The sequence below is a fragment of the Aurantiacibacter sp. MUD11 genome (assembly GCF_026967575.1).
In the GTDB taxonomy this organism is placed as follows: Bacteria; Pseudomonadota; Alphaproteobacteria; order Sphingomonadales; family Sphingomonadaceae; genus Alteraurantiacibacter.
Genome location: NZ_CP114054.1, coordinates 18,470 through 36,092 on the forward strand (window position 1 = coordinate 18,470; position 17,623 = coordinate 36,092).

A 17,623-nucleotide genomic window follows, 5' to 3' on the forward strand; every position below is an offset into this window, starting at 1 on the left:
AGCGTCCCCCACTTATCTCGTTTTCGTTGCAGGGGGTTTGCGGGCGGTTTGGCGGCGAGTCAATTGTCCGCTAACCTTAGCCCATATGAGCGAGAACAAGACCAAGCCGACCGAAGTCACCGTCGCCGACTTCATCGAGAGCGTCGATCACGCCGGAAAGCGCGAGGATGCGAAGGTGCTCGACGCGCTGTTCCGCCGCGTCACGGGGGAGGAGCCGGTGATGTGGGGGCCGACGATGATCGGCTACGGTCAGTATCACTACAAGTACGATAGCGGGCGCGAGGGCGATTTCCTTCGCACCGGCTTCTCGCCGCGCAAGGCCAAGCACTCGATCTACCTGATGGGCGGCTATTGCGACGACGGGACCTCGAAGAGGAACGAGGAAGTGCTCTCGCGCCTCGGCAAGTACGCGCAGGGCAAGTCCTGCCTCTACATCAACAAGCTGGCCGATGTGGACCTGGCGGTGCTGGAAGAGCTGGTGCAGCTCAACTGGGATGCGATGAACCGGATCTACCCGCCCGCGGACTGATCAGATGCCGGCATACCACTGGTACCCGGCGACATCTTCCCAATAACCGCCCTTGCCCTGGCCGATGCCGTCAAGGCTGGCAACTGCTTCGATGCCGGTCAGGTACTTAGGGTGCTTGTAGCCCAGCTGACGCTCCAGGCGCATGCGCAGCGGCGCGCCGTTGCGCACGGGCAGGGGTTCGCCATTCAACTGGTGCGCGACGATGGTCTGCGGGTGCAGGGCATCGTCGATGTCGCAGCTTTCGTAATAGTCGACCCGGCGGCGGTTCTCGCCCCTGCCGCGCATGGTGAAATCGGCGCAGCGGAAGACGATGAACCTGGCTTCCGGGCGCAGCACGGCTGCATCGAGGATCTGCGACAACTGCGGGCCGGTCCATTCGCCGATCGCGCTCCAGCCTTCCACGCAATCGTGCCGGGTGATCTGGGTACGCTGGGGCAGGGCGCGGATCTCGTCCATCGAAAGGCTCAGCTCGTTCTCCACCAGCCCGGTGACCGCCAGCCGCCAGTTGGCGAAGCCTTCCGCCTCGGCGGCGCGATAGGCGTCGGTGTCCACTTCCTGGTTGCCGTTGCCGCGGAAATAGGGGGAGATGTCGGCGCGGGTGAATTCGGGCGCCATGGTGATGCGTCCGCCGCCCAGCGCGCGGTGCAGGCCACGGTGCCAGCCCTGCGCGCCCTCGACCACCTTGCCGAACCACTTGGAATCGCCGATCTCGTTGCAGCCGGCGAGGAAGGCGGCGCCTGCCGCCACAAGGAAATTACGCCGCTCCATCGTCGCCTCCTTCCAGCTTGCCGCCGGTGATCATTTCGCGCATCTGCCGGATCGGGCCGGAGGCCAGCACCAGCAGCACGTGCACCACGAAGAAGGCGAACAGCAGCCATGCGGCAATGAAGTGCAGCGAACGCGCGCTCTGCCTGCCGCCGAACAGGTCGGTCAGCCGCGGCCAGGCGGCTTCCATGCCAGGGCTCATCACTATGCCGGTGAAGATCATCAGCGGCAGCACCACCAGGATGACCCCGGCATAGCTGATCTTCTGTAGGATGTTGTACTTGCCCTCGCCGTGTTCGAAATTGAACTTCAGGTGCTGGCGGATGTCATGCCCGATGTTCGACAGCTTCCATTCCCGTCGGCTGGCAAAGATATCGCGCTGCATGTGGCGGTTGAGGAACGCCAGCACCATGAAGGCCAGCAGCGAAAAAGCGAAGACGAGGCTGAACACCACGTGCCAGTCGCGTGCGCCGGCCAGGCTGTAATAGTCGGGAATGGTCGCCCAGCCGGGGAAACGCGGCACTACCAGCCAGGCTTCCTCTGGCGCGAAGCCGGCGTCGCCCCAGTACAGGCGGCGGTGCGCGTTGGAGATGTTCAGCCCGCTCATGAACAGCACGACCAGGCTGATGGCATTGATCCAGTGCCACAGGCGGGTGGACAGCTTGTGGCGCTTTTCGGGCTTGCTCATGCGTCTCCCTCCCGCTCCAGGTAGATGACGTCGCGCGGCTGGTTCAGCAGGTGCTGGCCGCTGTCGACATACAGTGCCTCGCCGCTCGCCAGCGGGCCTTCGGCCAGGAACAGCGCGGCATCCGCGATCTCATCGCTGCAGGTGCGGCGCCGCAGCAGGTTGAGCCGATGCGAGCGCTCGGCTTCTTCCGCGGTCTGGTCATGACTGGCCAGAATCGCGCCGGGGGCGAGCATGTAGACGCGGTCGTCCCCCTTGTGCGCCATCGCCAGCATGCGCCCCGCGACATCGGCGGCGGCCTTGCTCATCGTGTAGCTGAAGAAATCCGGGTTGAGGTTCGCCAGCTTCTGGTCGGTCACCTGCACCATGCGTCGGCCGCGCTTGCTGCGGGCATGGGCGAAATAGGTCTGCGCCATGAGCGCAGGCGTGGCGGCGTTGACTTGCATTGCCTGCCGGTTCGTCTCGGGAACGAGAGCGGTTACGGAATCGGGCGCAAAAATCGACGCCGAATTGATGAGGCAGCGCCAGTCCTCCAGCCGCGCGGCCAGCTCGCGCACCATTGTTGCCGCCGCTCCAGCGTCGGAAAGGTCGCAGCGGACGACTTCTGCGCTCGGCAGCTCCGCGGCCAGCGCATTCGCCGCATCCACCGAGCGATTGCAGTGGATTACGACGTGCCAGCCCGCTTCGGCGAAGCGCCGACACATGGCTGCGCCCAATCGTTTCGCACCACCAGTGACAAGGACAGCCTTGCGCGTCACGGAAAAATGGACAAAGTCAATTGTGAGGTCGAATTCATAGACCTACGATAATGACGGGAGCCGGGGACACAACCGGGCTTTTGGTACGGGGAGAGACGAATGAAATTGCGCTTGGCATTTGCTGCGGGGGCAGCAGCACTGGCTTTGGCAGCAGGCACGGCAACAGCGCAGGATGAACCTCCCGGTCCGCCGCCCTTCGGGGGCACCGAACTGGGCGAGGGCCCTTGGGATTTCCATGCCGAACACGGTCCGATCCACGTCGAGGTCGTCGCCCGGCTGGAACGGCCCTGGGGCATCGTCTTCCTTCCCGAAGGCGGCATGCTGGTGACCGAACGCGTCGGTCGGCTGCGCCACATCGCGGCCGACGGTACGCTCGATCCCGATCCCATCGCCGGCGTGCCGACCATGTACACCTTCGGCATCGCCGGGCTGAAGGGCATCGCGCTGCACCCCGACTTTGCCGAGAACCGGCTGGTCTACATGGCCTACTCCAAGATCGATCCGGAGGACTCGAACGTCTCCACCCTGGCCGTGATGCGCGGCCGCTGGGCGCCGGGCGCGGACAGGCTGACCGACGTAGAAGACATTTTCGTCGCCGACACCTGGTACGGCGCGCAGCCGTTGCCGGAACGGTGCTGCGGGCAGGGCCCCGCCTTCGGTTCCTATGGCGGGCGCATCCTGTTCGATCCCGACGGCCACCTGTTCGTCACCAGTGGCGACCGCAACTACGGCGAGATGGTGCAGGACCCGTCGAACCACTACGGCAAGATCTTCCGCATGACCGACGAGGGTGAACCGGTGCCCGGCAATCCCTGGATCGGCCTCGAGGGGCACGAACCGCGCGTCTGGTCGACCGGCCACCGCAACCCGCTGGGCCTAGCCTACAATCCCTACACCGGAGAGCTGTGGGAGAGCGAATTCGGCCCGCGCGGCGGGGACGAAGTCAACCGTATCCTGCGCGGCGGCAACTACGGCTGGATGAGTGTTACGCAAGGCATGCATTACGACGGCACGCAGATGGAGCATGTCCGGAACGCGCCCGGCATGATCGATCCGGTGCTGGTGTTCGGCCCACCCAGCTTCAATCCGGGGAACCTCACCTTCTACACCGGCACCCAGTTGCGCGGGTGGGAGCGGGACATGCTGCTGGGCAGCTTCACCCAAGGGCTGCTGCGCTATGACACCGACAATACCGGCATGCCGATTGGCGAACCCGAACGGCTGCTGCGCGAACTTGGCCAGCGCTGGCGTGACGTGCAGGTGGCACCGGACGGTTCGGTCTACCTGCTGACCGACCAGGTGGAAGGCGCGGTGCTGCGGCTGACTGCAGGCGGCTGACGTCAGCCTTCGCCGACCACGGTCTTGACGTTGTAACGCAGGACTTCCTCGTCGCTGAGGCAGTAGCGGGTGCTGGGATTGCGGTCGCTCTCGACCGCCTGCACCTGGTACATCACCTCGGTCAGCAGCAGGCGGCTCACGCCCATGCGGATGAGGAAGTCATTGTCCTCGCTCGCCAGCAGCGCGCTCGACTGCTCGATCTCGCCGATCAGTTCGGCAGTGGCCTGCGTGCCGTCGAGCACGGTCTCGCTGATCACCGAGCGGTCGGAGGTATGCGTGAACATGTGCACCATGAAGATGCCGCCCGGCTCCACATGGCGGGCGAGGCCGCCCATGAACATGAAGTTGCAGGCCGAAAAGCAGGTCCAGCCGGTCGGGATGCGGGTCTGCAGGGCATAGGAGCGGATGATCCGCCCCGCCTCGTTGCCGGCGCGGGCATCGCCGCCGCGCGAGCGGATCCAGACCTCGCCGATCATCTCGTCCGCATCGATGGCGGCGCGCAGCCGTTCGGGTAGTGTCGCATCGATGATGCCCTCGGCCACGAGCACGCGCATGTCCCCGGCATCGCGTGTGCTGAGCACCATGCGTTCTGCGGGACCCCAGTCGGGTTCCGCCGGACAAGTCGGGTTGGCCGAGTCCACCTCGCTCTGGGCGCTCAGCGCAAAGCAGGCACCGATTGCCAGCAAGGCACGGGCGGCACGTCTCATGCTGCGATGGAATAGCGCGGCGAAGGCGGACGGCGGCACATGCGCTTCTCGTCACGGGTTTCCTCGCCGCCGACAATAATCACGTCGGACACGGTGATGCAGTCGACATTCTGGCCGGGGGCGGTGTCGCGCCCGGTGACGGTGGAACGGCCGGAAACGCCGTCACGGGTCTCCGATACCCAGGCAGAGGTCGAGCCGACCTCTGCCCCGCCGTCTTCGCCCGCGCCCCGCGTTGCCTCGACCGTGGCCTCGGCCGCCTGCCGCTGCTCGTCCGGATCGAGCTGGCAGGCGATGGCGGTGCTGATCTGGTCGGAGAATTCGCCGACGGGCACATAGGTGGGCAGGCCGGCCCGGCGCGCGGCATCGTTGGCTGCATCGCCCAGCAGGCCGCCAAGGATGCGCCGCCCGACGCTCGGCGAGCTGTCCTGCGCGCATTCCTCCGGGGTCTGCGACTGTTCCGGCTCCGGTTCGGGTTCGCGATCCCGCTCCGCTGCGCGCCGCGCTTCGTTGACGATGCTGCCAAAGCCGCCGAACTGCGCCTGCGCGGGTACTGCGAGGCCTGCCGCGGCAAGTAGTGCGCTGGCGAGGCCAAGTAACTGGAACTTCCGATTATTCATGGCTCGCACCCTCCTGCGTCCGCTGACCAAGCTACGTCTTGGCCGGGCGAGGGTCAAATGCCCAAGTCTGGCTAGTCAATGTTCTCCGGCACCTTTTCGCGCAGGTCTGCCAGCCACACCTCGGCTACGGCATCGCTCGGCGCGCGCCAGTCGCCACGCGGGCTGAGCGCGCCGCCGGCGGAAACCTTGGGGCCGTTGGGCAGGGCGCTGCGCTTGAACTGGCTGAAGGCGAAGAACCGCTTCACGAAATTCTCCAGCCAGTGGCGGATGGTGGCGAGATCGTAGGCGTTCTTCTTCGCCTCCGGGAAATCCTGCGGCCACACCCCTTCGGCAATGTCGCGCCAGGCGTGCCAGCACAGGAAAGCCGTGTGGCTCGGCTGCTGCCCCCAGCGGATGGTGTGGTGGAGGAAGAAGTCGTTGAGCTCGTAGGGACCGATCACGCTCTCGGTGCTCTGGATATTGCCCTTCTCGTCGGCGGGCACGAGTTCGGGGCTGATCTCGGTCGCCAGCACCTCTTCCAGCACCTCGTTGACATGGGCATCGAACTGGTTGGTGCGCTCGGTCCAGCGGATCAGGTACTGGATCAGCGTCTTGGGCACGCCCGAATTGACGCCGTAGTGGCTCATCTGGTCGCCCACCCCATAGGTGCACCAGCCTAGCGCCAGTTCGGAAAGGTCGCCGGTGCCGATCACGAAACCCCGGTGATGCCCGGAAAGGCGGAACAGGTAATCGGTGCGCAGGCCTGCCTGCACGTTCTCGAAGGTGACGTCATAGACCGGCTCGCCCTCGGCAAAGGGGTGACCCATGTCCTGCAGCATCTGCCGGGCGGCGGGCTTGATATCGATTTCCTCGGCGGTGATGCCGAAGGCTTCCATCAGCTTCCAGGCGTTGGACTTGGTCTCGTCCGAGGTGGCGAAGCCGGGCATGGTGTAGCCGCGGATGGTGGTGCGCGGCAGGCCGAGCATGTCGCAGGCCTTGGCGCAGACGATCAGGGCATGGGTGGAATCGAGGCCCCCGGAAATGCCGATCACCAGCGACTCGGTGTTGGTCGCCTGCATCCGCCGCATCAGCGCGTCGACCTGGATGTTGAACGCCTCGTAGCAGTCCTCGTCCAGCTTGTCGGCGCGGTTCGGCACGAAGGGGAAGCGGCGGATCGGACGTTCGAGGCCGATATCGCCATGCTGGTAGTGATGCTCGAACCCGACGGTGCGGTAGTGGTCCTCGGGGCGTCCGGCATCTTCGGCAGCGTCGTTGAACGTGCCCATGCGCATGCGTTCGTTGAGCACGCGGCGGGTGTCGATATCGGTGACGCACAGTTCCGGCTCCAGCTCGAAGCGCACGCTCTCCACCATCAGGTCACCCAGTTCGTAGACCATGCCCTGGCCATCCCAGCTGAGGTCGGTCGTGCTCTCGCCAAATCCGCTGGCGGAATAGACATAGGCGCAGACCGCACGGCTGGAACTGGCGCGGCACAGCATGTGGCGCTCATCCGCCTTGCCGATGGTGATGTTGCTGGCGGAAAGGTTCAGCACGATGGTGGCGCCCGCCAGCGCGGCCAGCGTGCCGGGCGGGGTGGGGGCCCAGTAGTCCTCGCAGATCTCGATGCCGAAGGTGAATCCGGGCAGGTTGGTGGCAGAGAAGATCAGGTCGGTACCGAACGGAACTTCAGCCCCGTTCACGACCAGCCAAAGGTCCTGGCAATTGTTGCCGCGCGCGAACCAGCGCTTCTCGTAGTATTCGCGGTAATTGGGCAGGAAGCTTTTGGGCACCACGCCCAGCACCTCGCCATGGGCGATTGCCAAGGCGCAGTTGTAGATGCGGCCGTTGCGGCGCAGCGGCGCGCCGATCACCAGCACGGGGTTCAGCTTCTCGCTCGCCTTGCGGACCGTCTCGATCCCGCGCTCCACCGCGTCGAGCAGCGCTGCCTGGATATGCAGGTCGTCGATCGCATAGGAGGACAGACACAGTTCCGGGTAGAGCAGCAGGTCGACATTGCGCGCATGCGCGATCTCCGCCTGTTCGATGATGCCGGCGGCATTGTAGGGCACGTCGGCAGTGCGGGTCTTGGGCGTGCTCGTCGCCACCCGCACGAAGCCGTGGTCGTGCATGTCGAAGAAGTCGAAGTCGGTTGCGCTCATCGCGGGTTCGCTTTCGGCCAAAGTGCTGTCGATTGATGTGTTCGTGGCGGGCTCGAGAAAGTCGCCCGGTTCGCAGATACCCAGTTCGGCCAAGCGTTTCTGGGTGGCGGCGCGAGGCACCTTGCCCTTGGCTTCCCAGCCATAGACGGTGCGGCTGGGCCAGGCGTCCGGCTCGCCATATTGCAGGCCGAATTCCTCCGCACTCAGCGGCGGATCGTGCGCCTCGCGCCATTCGCGGATTTTCTGGCCGGCCAGATGCATGACCCCGCAGTATCCCAAAAGGATACAGGGTGCAAATGCAAAGCGCCGCCGCTCCGGGGACGGGGAGCGACGGCGCCTCAGGAGGGCAGGCCGGAGGGGAAACGGCCTGCCAAGTCTTTGATCGTTAACGGCAGCGGGCCTCGCCACGGTCGATCTCGCGACCCAGCAGGCCGCCAACCACGGCGCCCAGCAGGGTGCCGAGCGTGCGATCACCGCGAGTGTCGATCGCCCGGCCCACCAGTGCGCCACCGGCGGCACCGATGATCAGGCCGGTCGTGCCGTTCTCGCGCTCGCAATAGTAACGGCCATCGCGGCCCTGCCAGACGCGGTCGCCACGGCGCACGCGGCGTGGTTCGTGATAGCGGCCATATTCGTCATAGGTGCGATAGCGATCGCGGCGGTCGTCGTAACGGTCGCGATAGCGGTCACGCCGGTCGTCCCGCCGATCGTAGCGCGCGTCGTAGCGATCGTGACCACGGTCGTGATCGCGATAGCCGTGCGCGGGCGCCCAGGAGGGCGGGCCGTGCTGCGCCATCGCAGGGGCAGCGGGAAGCGCCAGCGAGGTGGCGGCGGCGAACGCAATCAGGGTCTTCTTCATCGCTCAATACCTTTCGACTCGACATGATGTGTTGTCGGTAATGAGCAATATCGTTCATGTTTCCCCAACCGGAGATGAACAAATCGTTGGAGGGCAAATTCAGGGACGAGCCGTTTCTCCGGCGCGTTCAGTCGCCTTTCCGGGCGGTTATGGCGATCCAGTCGCGCATCACCTTGTCGAGTCCGCCATCGCGATAATCGTGGACGTCCTCCAGCTCCCAGCCGGCAACGCGATAGAGATCGAGCAGGTGCTGGCGCGGGGCGAAATTGTAGAGGCGTCCGAACCGGTCCCGGTCGTCGCCGTCGCCCAGCTTGTAGTTGGCGAAGAACCAGCCGCCCGGCCGCAGGGCCCGGTGGATGCGGCACAGCACGTCGCCAAGGCCCGCCAGTGGCTGGTGGTGCAGCGAGGCATGCGCCCAGACCGCGTCGTAGGCGGCGTCTGCATCCAGCTCGGCGAACCTCAGGATGCGCACGTCCTGCCCGGTCCGCTCCCGCGCCTTCTTCGCCATGCCGATGGAACCATCGGTCATGTCGACGGAGAAACCGCGCTCCAGCATGCGCTGCGCATCCTTGCCACCGCCGCAGCCCAGTTCGAGGACATGCGCGCCTTCTGGCAGGCGGTCGAGAAAGCCGTCGAGCCAGCGCCCGTGAGAGATGGCGAAGCTCAGCGTGTAGCGTGGTGCCTCGCGGTCATAGAAGGCGATGGTGGCTTCGTCGGTCATTTCAAAGACATGCTAACCCGCGCTTTCCAAGGCTTGCAAGAGTGCGTAATTCTGCGTGTGGGGGAAATGGGGATGACACAGCCAGCCGCGGGCATTGCGCCCGTCACATCAAGCGAACGTATCGGCGAACTGGACGTGCTGCGCGGATTTGCGCTGCTGGGCGTACTGGTGGCCAACCTGTTCTGGTTCTCGGCCACCTACTTTTCCGCTTCGCTGGAGCAAATGGGGGCCTTCTTCGCCGATCCCGCCAACGCCCCGGCCATTTTCGCAGTCGACTGGCTGGTGTCCGACAAGGCCAACACCACCTTTGCCACGCTGTTCGGCATGGGTTTCTGGGTGCAGATGCAGCGGATCGAGCAGCGCGGCGGCGCCTTTGCCGCGGTCTACCTGCGGCGCCTGTTCATCCTGATGGCGCTGGGGCTGATCAACATCCTGCTGATCTGGCCGTGGGACATCCTGTTCATCTATTCCATTGCCGGCCTGCTGCTGTTCCTGCTGCGCAAGCTTCCGGCGCGGACCATGCTGGCGATCGGCATAGTGCTGATCTTCGCGCGGCCGGTGCTGGAATTGCTCGCCGCAGCAGGCGGATTCGAGGCCATCGGCGAGCAGGCCTTCAGCGAAGCCGCGGCCGCCCAGCGCAACGCGGTGTTCGTCAGCGGCACCTATCCGCAATGGGTGGGGGAGGCCTGGCAGCTGTTCTGGACGGCAGGCATGCGCAGCCTCGAGATCCCCATCTGGGTGGTCTACGCGCTGGGACGCTTCATGATCGGTGCCAGCATCGTGCGTTCCGGCTGGCTCGAGCGTATCCCCGAGGTGCTGCCACAGCTCCGCCGCGTGTTCTGGGCCTGCCTGCTGCTGGGTCTGGCCGGAGAGGCCGTCTTCTCAGTCGGCCTGATCGCCGACGACTTCCTGTCGGAAATGCTGCACGCAGCGAGCTCCTATGCGCTGGCTTTCGGCTATGGCACCGGACTGGTGCTGTTCTTCAATTCCGCCCGCCTGCGCGGCATGGTCGAATGCCTTGCCCCGGTCGGGCGCATGGCGCTGACCAACTACATGACGCAGGGCGTCTTCATCGGCTTCGTGCTCTACGGTTTCCATGGGGGTATGGCGCTGGCCGGCACCATCGGCGGCACGACGACACTAATGGCCGCGCTGCTGTTCTTCATCGCGCAGGTCGCCTTCAGCCACTTGTGGCTGGCACGATACCGTTTCGGACCACTGGAATGGCTCTGGCGCGGGCTGACCTACGGCAAGTTCGCACCGATCCGGCGCGAGACCGAAGCGCCTTAGCTGGTTGCGGCTTCCGCCGCTTCGCGGTCGAGCTGCGCGCGGCTCTTCTTCTCGGCGGCGGTCTTCAGCTGGCCGCAAGCCGCGTCGATGTCGCGACCGCGCGGGGTGCGCACGGGCGCCGAGATGCCGCCTTCGAAGACGATATCGGAGAAGCGCTTGATCCGTTCGGGCGTCGAGCATTCGTAGGCAGCGCCCGGCCACGGGTTGAACGGGATCAGGTTGACCTTCGCAGGCAGTTTGTAGTGCTTGATCAGCCGGACCAGTTCGCGCGCATGTTCGTCGCTGTCGTTCTTGTCCTTCAGCATCACGTATTCGAAGGTGATGCGGCGGGCGTTCGACGCGCCGGGATAGTCGGCACAGGCCTGCAACAGTTCCTCGATGCCGTACTTCTTGTTGATCGGCACGATTTCGTCGCGGATTTCCTTGGTCACCGCGTGCAGCGAGACGGCTAGGTTCACGCCGATTTCCTCGCCGCACCGCTCCATTGCCGGCACGACGCCGCTGGTCGACAGGGTGATGCGGCGCTTCGACAGGGCAAGCCCGTCGCCGTCCATCACCAGTTGCAGCGCATCGCGCACGTTGTCGAAATTGTAGAGCGGTTCGCCCATGCCCATCATCACGATGTTGGTCAGCAGGCGGCCATCGGCGGTGTAGCTGCTCTCGCTCTCGTCGCCGAGTTCATCCATCCTGCCCTTGGGCCATTCTCCCAGCGCATCGCGCGCCAGCATCACCTGGCCGACGATCTCGCCCGGCGTCAGGTTGCGCACCAGCCGCATGGTGCCGGTGTGGCAGAAGCGGCAGTTGAGCGTGCAGCCGACCTGCGACGAGACGCACAGCGTGCCGCGATCCGCATCGGGGATGAAGACCATCTCGAAGTCATGCCCGTCGGCGGTGCGCAGCAACCACTTGCGGGTGCCGTCGGTGCTGTGCTGCGCCTCGACAATGTCAGGGCGGCCGATCACGAAACGCTCGGCCAGCCACGGGCGCATGGTCTTGGCGATGTCGGTCATCGCCTCGAAATCGGTGACGCCGCGGTGGTAGAGCCAGTGGAACACCTGCTTGGCGCGCAGCTTGGCCTGCTTCTTATCGAGGCCGGCAGCCTCGAACAGTCCGGCGATGTCCTTCTTGGGCAGGCCGATCAGGTCCACGCGCCCATCCGCGCGCGGCGTGATGTCACGCGCGACGGGAACCGGGTCTACCTGCCCGGGAATGGTCATGAGCTGTGTATCGGCCATGGGAGGCGCGCATATAGGGCCGGTTTTCGGCAAATGCTAGCCGGCGTGACGCACCCAGCCGGTGAAGGAGAGGCGCGGGGCCCCGGCAAACTCCGACACCGGCGCAACGCTGTGCATGCGCGGCACGGTGAACAGGTTGATGACGTTGAACTTCGGCGACAGGCCGCGTTCCACGTCGCCATCGGCATCGTGGAACAGCAACTGCCCGCCCCATTCGGTACGCCATTGCGGAGTCAGTCCCAGCACATAGGCCGCGACCCGGTTCTTGCCCGCCACGTTGTCATCATGCCCGGTCAGGAAGTGGCCGGGCATGTAGCGCGTTGCCTGTCCGTCGACGAGCGCGACCTTGCTGTCGGCCGTCACCTGCCGGAACACGTCGAGCCATTCCGGCGAATTGAGCGCCTCGAGCAGCTGGTCGACCAGCCAGCCGCGTTCGCTGCGCTCGGCCGCTTCGTCCGATACACGCACGGCATCGTGCTGGTACTGGAAGCCGCGCTGCGCCGCGCCCATGATCCCGCGATGCAGTTGCGGGAAAATGTCGCTCGCTTCCAGCTCGCCAACCTTCTCCGGAGGGATGTCCCAGATCCGCTGGCCCTCGTTGAAGACCCGCGACCAGGCGAGTTCCTCGTTCATGTTCTTGAACAGGGCTTGCGCCGTGTCCGGATGCAGCACGCCGGTAAGCCGGACATAGCCATCGCGCGACAGGCCTTCGGCGGCGCGGGCGATGGCCGCGCTGTCGAGCGCGGGTGAGAAATCGAGCTGGGTCACTGGTTCGCGCATCCTACACTTGCCGCGTCAAACGCGGTGGCTGCCCCTTCGAGGCTGTAGCGGTCGGTGAAGCGGTTGCCGCGATTGTCCGTCGCGCTGATGCTCATGCGACTGCCGCCGCGCATGGCGGCGAGGATGGCGGCGTCGTCCGCCGCGGTTCCGGCCCAGGCATCGGACCCGCCGCCGATCAGCTGGAACCGCTGGCCGCCGATGGCGAGGCGGATGCGCGGGCTGGACGACAGCTCGCGGCTGAGGCGGAAATGCACCTGTCCGCGCACCTGCCGGCGGGGCCAGGTGCCGACGCTGGCATAGGGTTCGAAGTCGCGCCGGTTACGGCTCTCTTCCGCCGCCGCGATGGCATAGCAGCGCGGCTCTTGCGGGTCGCGAAAGGCGCCCCATTGGCCGAACACGCCAAGCCTGTCCTTCGCCGCCAGCGGGGCGGCGAGCGCGAGAGCAATCAGGGGCAGGGCAATCCGCATTGCGGCCACCCTTAATGGAAGCGAGCCAAGGGTCAAAACCGAACTCTTTTGGTCACGATTTTCAGACGACAAGGGGCCCGCGAACACGGGCCCCTTGCTTCCTGGATCACAGCGATTGTTGTCAGGCTGGTTCGGGCTGCCGCGCCATGGCATGCACGTCGGCGGCCGTCAGGCACTGGCCGCCGATGCCCCAGTCTCCCTGCTCGATCTCGACCACGCGCACCCAGGTAACGCCGCGCAGCGCCTCGCCCTCGATGCCGACCATGGTGTCGGTAACCTGGCGAATCATGTCCTGCTTCTGTTCGGGGGTGAAGACGTCCTTGATCACATCGATCGTAACCATCGGCATTGTAAATTCTCCTTTGTCTTTAGTGCCGGTCCGTCCGGCGATGAGGAGCTTTTGCGCGATTGCGTCGGCCAAGTTTACTGCGCGATCTGAAGCAAGCCGCTACAGATTCTGAAGTAACGTGCTACAGATTGCAGATTGTTACGGAATTCGGTGCATCGCGGGGGGAATGCAATGAATTACGGCCAGTTCTGTCCGATTGCCAAGGCTAACGAGATCCTTGGTGAGAAGTGGACCTTCCTGATCGTGCGCGAGCTGGTCATGGGCGGTCGGCGCTTCAACGAGCTGCAACGCGGCCTGGGCGACATCTCGCCCGCCTTGCTGACCAAGCGGCTGAAGACGCTGGAGGAAGATGGCCTGGTCGCGCGCAGGCGTATCCCCGGGCAACGCGGCCATGAATACTGGCCGACGCAGGCCTGCACGGAACTGACACCTGTCCTGGTCGAACTGGGCAAGTGGGGCCTGCAATGGGCGCGGCACAACGTGCTCGACAGCGATCTCGATCCGGAATTGCTGATGCTCTATCTCGAACGCAGCATCGACCCCGGCAAGTTGGTTGGCGATCGCAGCGTGATCCGCTTCCAGTTCAAGGATCTCGACAAACAGAAAGAATACTGGCTGCTGGTGCAGGCGCAAAACGTGGATTTGTGCATCACCGATCCGGGCCGCGATGTCGATGTCTACTTCTGCTCTACGCTACGGGTGATGCACGATTGCTGGATGGGTGATCGCACCTTCCGCGACGCGATCCGCACCGGCGACCTGCTGGCCGAAGGCGAGCCGGCCTTGTTGCGCAATGTCACGGAATGGCTGCGCCCAAGCATCTTTGCCGAGGCTCCGCGCGCTCCCATGCCCAGCGCAGCCTAGTAGAGGCGCGTCACCCCTCCAGCAAATCGAGGAAGGCGACCACGTCGTTATCGGTCGCGATATAGAGGCCTTGCTGCAGTTCCTCTGGCTGCTGCGCGCCGATCTGCATGGCCTCCGACAGCGGGCCGTAGAACAGCGTGGTGGCCGCGCCGCCCTCGGTCTCGCTGTCGAGATGGTAGAGCCGCACGCTAGCTTCGGAATAGGTGGTCCGCATCAACTGGCTTCCGGATAGGCGATGGAGAGGACTTCCCACTCCTTGGTGCCGCCGGGCAGGCGCACCGTGCGCAGGTCGCCCACTTCCGCCTCGCGCAAGGCTCGCGCGATGGGGCTGGACCAGCCGACGCGGCCCTTGCCGGCATCCTGTTCCTTGTCGCCCACGATGGTGAGCACACGCTCCTCGTCATCCTCATCCGCAATGGTGACGGTGGCGCCGAAGAACACGCGGCTCTTGTCGGGCTGTTGTGCGGGATCGACCACCTTGGCGTGCTTCATCACCTTGGCGAGGTGCGCCAGTTCGCGGTCGATCTCGCGCATGCGCTTGCGGCCGTAGAGGTAGTCGCCGTTCTCGCTGCGGTCGCCGTTGCCCGCCGCCCAGCTGACGATCTCGACGATCTCGGGCCGTTCGGTGCCCAGCAGGTGATCGTAGCGCGCCTTCAGGGACGCCAGACCGGCGGGCGTGATGGGATTGGTCTTGTCGGGGGTGCTCAGGGGGATGCTCGTCAATAGTCGGTGGTCAGGATTCGGATACTGCCCGCCGATAGAGGTGCCAGGTCGCATGGCCAAGTACCGGCAGCGCCACCAGCAGGCCGATCAAGGCCGGCAGCATCGACAGGAACAGCACCACGGCGATCAGCACGGCCCATGTCAGCATGACCACGCCATTCTGCTGCACCGTGCGCACGCTGGCCACGATCGCGGTGATGAAGTCGAGGTCGCGGTCGACCAGCATCGGCAGGCTGATCACGGTGATGCCGTAGAAGAACAGCGCCACCAGTGCACCGACCGCGCTGCCCACTGACAGCATGATCAGGCCGGTGTCGCTCATCAGCGCCTCCAGCGATTCCCCGCCGACGCCGGATTCGGCCATGAAGATGGCGAAGATGCCGTGCGCCAGGATGATCCAGAAGCTGAAGGCGACAAACAGGATGCCGCCCATCATCAGCAGCTGGTCATCACCGTTGCCGCGCAATGCGCCGAGGATCTTGGGCCATTCCAGCGGCAGTCCGGCCTCGCGCCGGCGGCTGACCTCGTACAGGCCCACTGCGGTGAACGGGGCGATCAGCGGGAAGCCGGCCAGCGCGGCAATCCACCACAGCACCTCGCCCCCAACGTAGAAACCGCGATAGAGCAGCAGACCGATCACGACATAAATCGCCGCGAAGAACAGGCCGAACAGCGGTGCGGCGAGAAAGTCCCGCCACCCCGCGGCCAATGCCGCCCACAGGTCCGCCAGCTTGAGGTCGTTCGCCACCTTCACGGCGGCGGCAGTATTGCTGCCCTCCATCGCACTCCCTCCCACAGAAGTGACAGGGAAGGTGCCGCAAACGGGCGCTTGCTTCAAGCTGGACGGTGACTGGTCCGCTTAGCGCAGGAAATCAGTCACATCGCGGCTGCGACCGGCCTCGTCGGGATAGAGCGTCTCGTAGACCACGGCATTTTCGATCACGCGCTGGACGTAGTTCTTCGTCTCGAAGAATCCGATTTCCTCGATCCAGCGCAGCCAGTCGCCGGTCTGGCGCGGGTCACCGTTCTCGCGCAGCCAGCGGTTCACGTTGCCGGGGCCGGCATTGTAGGCCGCGATGGCGAGCGGGTAGCTGCCATCGTAATAGGAGATCAGTCGCTCGATGTGATTGGAGCCAAGCTGCATGGCGAACTGCGGATCGTCGATCAGGCGGCTGGCCGAATATTGCACGCGGGCCAGGCGCGCTTCCTCGCGCGCGGTGGCGGGCATGAACTGCATCAGCCCGCGCGCGCCGGCATGGCTGATGGCGTTCTCGGCAAACTGGCTTTCCTGCCGGGCGAGGGCGTGGATCATCGTCCAGTTGGTGCCCGGAGGCGTCTGCAAGGTCGGATAGCCGATGCGGGTGAAGCCTTCGTGCCCGTCGGCCATCGCGGCATCGGCAAGGTTTACCGCTAGGTCGCGGCGACCGATCTGCCGGGCGAGGTCGGCGACGAGCACGTGCTCGCCCACTGTTTCCGCCTGGTCGGCTATCGCGCGATAGAAGCGGATGCCCGTGGACCACGGGGCATCGCGCGCCACTTCGGCCACGGCGCGCGTGATCGGCTTGTCGTTGAACGCGGCGCGCTCTTCCGGAGTGGGTTCGCCTTGCGGACTGCCGTCAAGCGCCGGAATGTCGCGGCCCAGCCGGTCCAGGGCGAGCAGGCCATAGAACTTGTCGGCATATTCGGCGGCCATCTCGTAATGGCGCTCCGCCTCTACGACGTTACCGGCGCGGCGGTAGGCTTCACCGGCCCAGAAGAAGCCCTTGGAGCGGGTCTGCGGCGTACGCGCGGCGGCGCCGTACTGGTAGAACAGCGGCGCGGCGGAAGCGGCATCGCCATTGTGCCACAGGGCATTGGTGCCCCCCAGCCACATCAACGAGGTATAGTCGTCCCGCAGGCGATATTCGCCCGTCGAGACGTCGAATCCGGGCGGGAAGGCCTCGATGGCGCGGGCGGCCACGCGTACGCTGTCGGCCCGGCCGGCGGAGCGAGCAACGGCCAGCAACTCGGTAATCCAGGCGGTCTGGTCGAGCGGGAGGGCGGACAGTTCGGGCCCGTCCACGATCATGCGCACGGCCTGGCCGGCGCGGCCTTCCTGTCGCAGCTCGCGGCTGCGGTTGTAGAGATAGCCGGGATCGGCCAGCGCACCCGGCGCATCGGTCGCGCCGTCGCCGCCCTGCAGGATGGCAAGGCGCGCGGCGAACACGCGGCGGCGATTGGGGGATACGCGGTCCAGCTGGCGTGCGGCAGCCTCGGCATCGCGCTGCCACAGCAGGGCATCCATGCGCTGGTCATGGTCGGCCTGGGTGAAGTGCTGGCCGAACATGGCGGACAGCGTGGCCTCGGCGGTCGGGCTCATCTCGCCGCCACGCCAGGCCTGCAACGCCCAGCGCTCGGCCCGGTCGCGGTCCGTGCCCACCAGCGCCAGTGCGTAGTGCGCCTTGGCGTAATTGGTCACCGGGTCATGGTCGGCAAAGAAATCGAGCAGCAGCTGCGGATCGGTAAATTCCTCGCGCAGGCGCTGTTCGGCGCGGGCGCGCAGGGTGGTCTCGTCCGGGAAGCCGGGGTTGGCCATCAGGAAGCTGGCATATTCGGTGAAGGGGCGCTGCGCCTGCCGGTCTTCCCACAGCTGTTCCCAGCGAGCGATTTCCGCCGCCATCGGCCCCGGTTGCTGCGCCACGAGCTGGGCGCGATTACGATCCCATTCGCTGGCATCCTGGGCAAAAGCGGCGGGAGAAGCGGCCATGACCGCGGCGAGGGTGAGGAGGGGCAGTCGAACCATGCTGGACATATTGATA

At 65.5% G+C, this 17,623-nt stretch carries 20 protein-coding genes; 4 read left to right on the forward strand and 16 right to left on the reverse strand.

Annotated features, from left to right (window positions below):
* The first annotated feature begins 85 nt into the window (after nucleotides 1-85).
* Nucleotides 86-529, forward strand: coding sequence for a DUF1801 domain-containing protein (locus OZN62_RS00080; protein ID WP_269100549.1), 444 nt, complete (start codon nucleotides 86-88; stop codon nucleotides 527-529).
* Here OZN62_RS00080 and OZN62_RS00085 read toward each other — a convergent pair whose 3' ends face one another.
* Genes OZN62_RS00085 through OZN62_RS00095 form a run of 3 tightly spaced genes read right to left on the reverse strand, consistent with a single transcriptional unit; the run spans nucleotide 530 to nucleotide 2,737 of the window.
* Entirely contained in the window at nucleotides 530-1,297 is a 768-nt protein-coding gene (locus OZN62_RS00085; RefSeq protein ID WP_269100551.1) for a molybdopterin-dependent oxidoreductase, read from the reverse strand.
* On the reverse strand, nucleotides 1,284-1,982 hold the full coding sequence (locus tag OZN62_RS00090) for a cytochrome b/b6 domain-containing protein (protein WP_269100552.1): 699 nt from the start codon (nucleotides 1,980-1,982) through the stop codon (nucleotides 1,284-1,286). Before OZN62_RS00090 ends, OZN62_RS00085 begins: the two co-directional genes overlap by 14 nt.
* Nucleotides 1,979-2,737, reverse strand: coding sequence for an SDR family oxidoreductase (locus tag OZN62_RS00095; RefSeq protein ID WP_269100553.1), 759 nt, complete (start codon nucleotides 2,735-2,737; stop codon nucleotides 1,979-1,981). Before OZN62_RS00095 ends, OZN62_RS00090 begins: the two co-directional genes overlap by 4 nt.
* Before the next feature lie 99 nt (nucleotides 2,738-2,836).
* Here OZN62_RS00095 and OZN62_RS00100 point away from each other — a divergent pair, with 99 nt between their 5' ends.
* On the forward strand, nucleotides 2,837-4,075 hold the full coding sequence (locus OZN62_RS00100; protein WP_269100554.1) for a PQQ-dependent sugar dehydrogenase: 1,239 nt from the start codon (nucleotides 2,837-2,839) through the stop codon (nucleotides 4,073-4,075).
* A gap of 2 nt (nucleotides 4,076-4,077) precedes the next feature.
* Here the strand turns inward: OZN62_RS00100 and OZN62_RS00105 are convergent, their stop codons facing one another.
* From OZN62_RS00105 to OZN62_RS00125, 5 genes are all read right to left on the reverse strand, one after another.
* Nucleotides 4,078-4,782: a hypothetical protein gene (locus OZN62_RS00105; protein ID WP_269100555.1), complete on the reverse strand. Its 705-nt coding sequence runs from the start codon at nucleotides 4,780-4,782 to the stop codon at nucleotides 4,078-4,080.
* Nucleotides 4,779-5,399: a hypothetical protein gene (locus OZN62_RS00110; RefSeq protein WP_269100556.1), complete on the reverse strand. Its 621-nt coding sequence runs from the start codon at nucleotides 5,397-5,399 to the stop codon at nucleotides 4,779-4,781. Before OZN62_RS00110 ends, OZN62_RS00105 begins: the two co-directional genes overlap by 4 nt.
* Nucleotides 5,400-5,470: 71 nt before the next feature.
* Nucleotides 5,471-7,798, reverse strand: coding sequence for an NAD(+) synthase (locus OZN62_RS00115; protein WP_442864380.1), 2,328 nt, complete (start codon nucleotides 7,796-7,798; stop codon nucleotides 5,471-5,473).
* A 124-nt stretch (nucleotides 7,799-7,922) separates the two neighbouring features.
* The gene (locus tag OZN62_RS00120) at nucleotides 7,923-8,396 is read right to left on the reverse strand and encodes a glycine zipper 2TM domain-containing protein (protein ID WP_269100557.1); all 474 of its coding nucleotides are present in this window, start codon (nucleotides 8,394-8,396) and stop codon (nucleotides 7,923-7,925) included.
* A gap of 127 nt (nucleotides 8,397-8,523) precedes the next feature.
* Nucleotides 8,524-9,117 carry a class I SAM-dependent methyltransferase gene (locus OZN62_RS00125; protein WP_269100559.1) on the reverse strand — a complete coding sequence of 198 codons (594 nt, stop codon included), beginning with the start codon at nucleotides 9,115-9,117 and terminating at the stop codon, nucleotides 8,524-8,526.
* Between the two features lie 72 nt (nucleotides 9,118-9,189).
* On the opposite strand from OZN62_RS00125, the gene OZN62_RS00130 reads away from it, so the two are divergent.
* Nucleotides 9,190-10,407, forward strand: a complete 1,218-nt coding sequence (locus tag OZN62_RS00130; protein ID WP_269100561.1) for a DUF418 domain-containing protein — start codon at nucleotides 9,190-9,192, stop codon at nucleotides 10,405-10,407.
* On the opposite strand, the gene rlmN is transcribed toward OZN62_RS00130, so the two are convergent.
* The 4 genes from rlmN to OZN62_RS00150 all read right to left on the reverse strand — a co-directional run bounded on the left by rlmN (nucleotide 10,404) and on the right by OZN62_RS00150 (nucleotide 13,232).
* A complete protein-coding gene (rlmN, locus tag OZN62_RS00135) occupies nucleotides 10,404-11,642 on the reverse strand; it encodes a 23S rRNA (adenine(2503)-C(2))-methyltransferase RlmN (protein ID WP_269100564.1) in 1,239 nt (412 codons plus the stop codon). The genes OZN62_RS00130 and rlmN overlap by 4 nt on opposite strands.
* Before the next feature lie 36 nt (nucleotides 11,643-11,678).
* Nucleotides 11,679-12,410 (reverse strand): 2OG-Fe(II) oxygenase, encoded by a 732-nt coding sequence (locus tag OZN62_RS00140; RefSeq protein WP_269100566.1) that lies wholly within the window; start codon nucleotides 12,408-12,410, stop codon nucleotides 11,679-11,681.
* A complete protein-coding gene (locus OZN62_RS00145; RefSeq protein ID WP_269100567.1) occupies nucleotides 12,407-12,889 on the reverse strand; it encodes a hypothetical protein in 483 nt (160 codons plus the stop codon). Before OZN62_RS00145 ends, OZN62_RS00140 begins: the two co-directional genes overlap by 4 nt.
* A gap of 121 nt (nucleotides 12,890-13,010) precedes the next feature.
* Nucleotides 13,011-13,232, reverse strand: coding sequence for a tautomerase family protein (locus tag OZN62_RS00150; RefSeq protein ID WP_269100568.1), 222 nt, complete (start codon nucleotides 13,230-13,232; stop codon nucleotides 13,011-13,013).
* Nucleotides 13,233-13,409: 177 nt separating this feature from the next.
* Between OZN62_RS00150 and OZN62_RS00155 the strand changes: the two genes are divergently transcribed.
* Entirely contained in the window at nucleotides 13,410-14,102 is a 693-nt protein-coding gene (locus OZN62_RS00155; protein ID WP_269100569.1) for a winged helix-turn-helix transcriptional regulator, read from the forward strand.
* 10 nt (nucleotides 14,103-14,112) lie between these two features.
* On the opposite strand, the gene OZN62_RS00160 is transcribed toward OZN62_RS00155, so the two are convergent.
* From OZN62_RS00160 to OZN62_RS00175, 4 genes are all read right to left on the reverse strand, one after another.
* On the reverse strand, nucleotides 14,113-14,316 hold the full coding sequence (locus tag OZN62_RS00160; RefSeq protein ID WP_269100570.1) for a hypothetical protein: 204 nt from the start codon (nucleotides 14,314-14,316) through the stop codon (nucleotides 14,113-14,115).
* A complete protein-coding gene (gene greB / locus OZN62_RS00165; protein ID WP_269100571.1) occupies nucleotides 14,316-14,825 on the reverse strand; it encodes a transcription elongation factor GreB in 510 nt (169 codons plus the stop codon). Before greB ends, OZN62_RS00160 begins: the two co-directional genes overlap by 1 nt.
* 10 nt (nucleotides 14,826-14,835) lie before the next feature.
* A complete protein-coding gene (locus OZN62_RS00170) occupies nucleotides 14,836-15,606 on the reverse strand; it encodes a DUF2189 domain-containing protein (protein WP_269100572.1) in 771 nt (256 codons plus the stop codon).
* A 78-nt stretch (nucleotides 15,607-15,684) separates the two neighbouring features.
* Complete coding sequence (locus OZN62_RS00175) at nucleotides 15,685-17,571, reverse strand: lytic transglycosylase domain-containing protein (RefSeq protein ID WP_269100573.1); 1,887 nt, start codon at nucleotides 17,569-17,571, stop codon at nucleotides 15,685-15,687.
* Nucleotides 17,572-17,623: the final 52 nt, after the last annotated feature.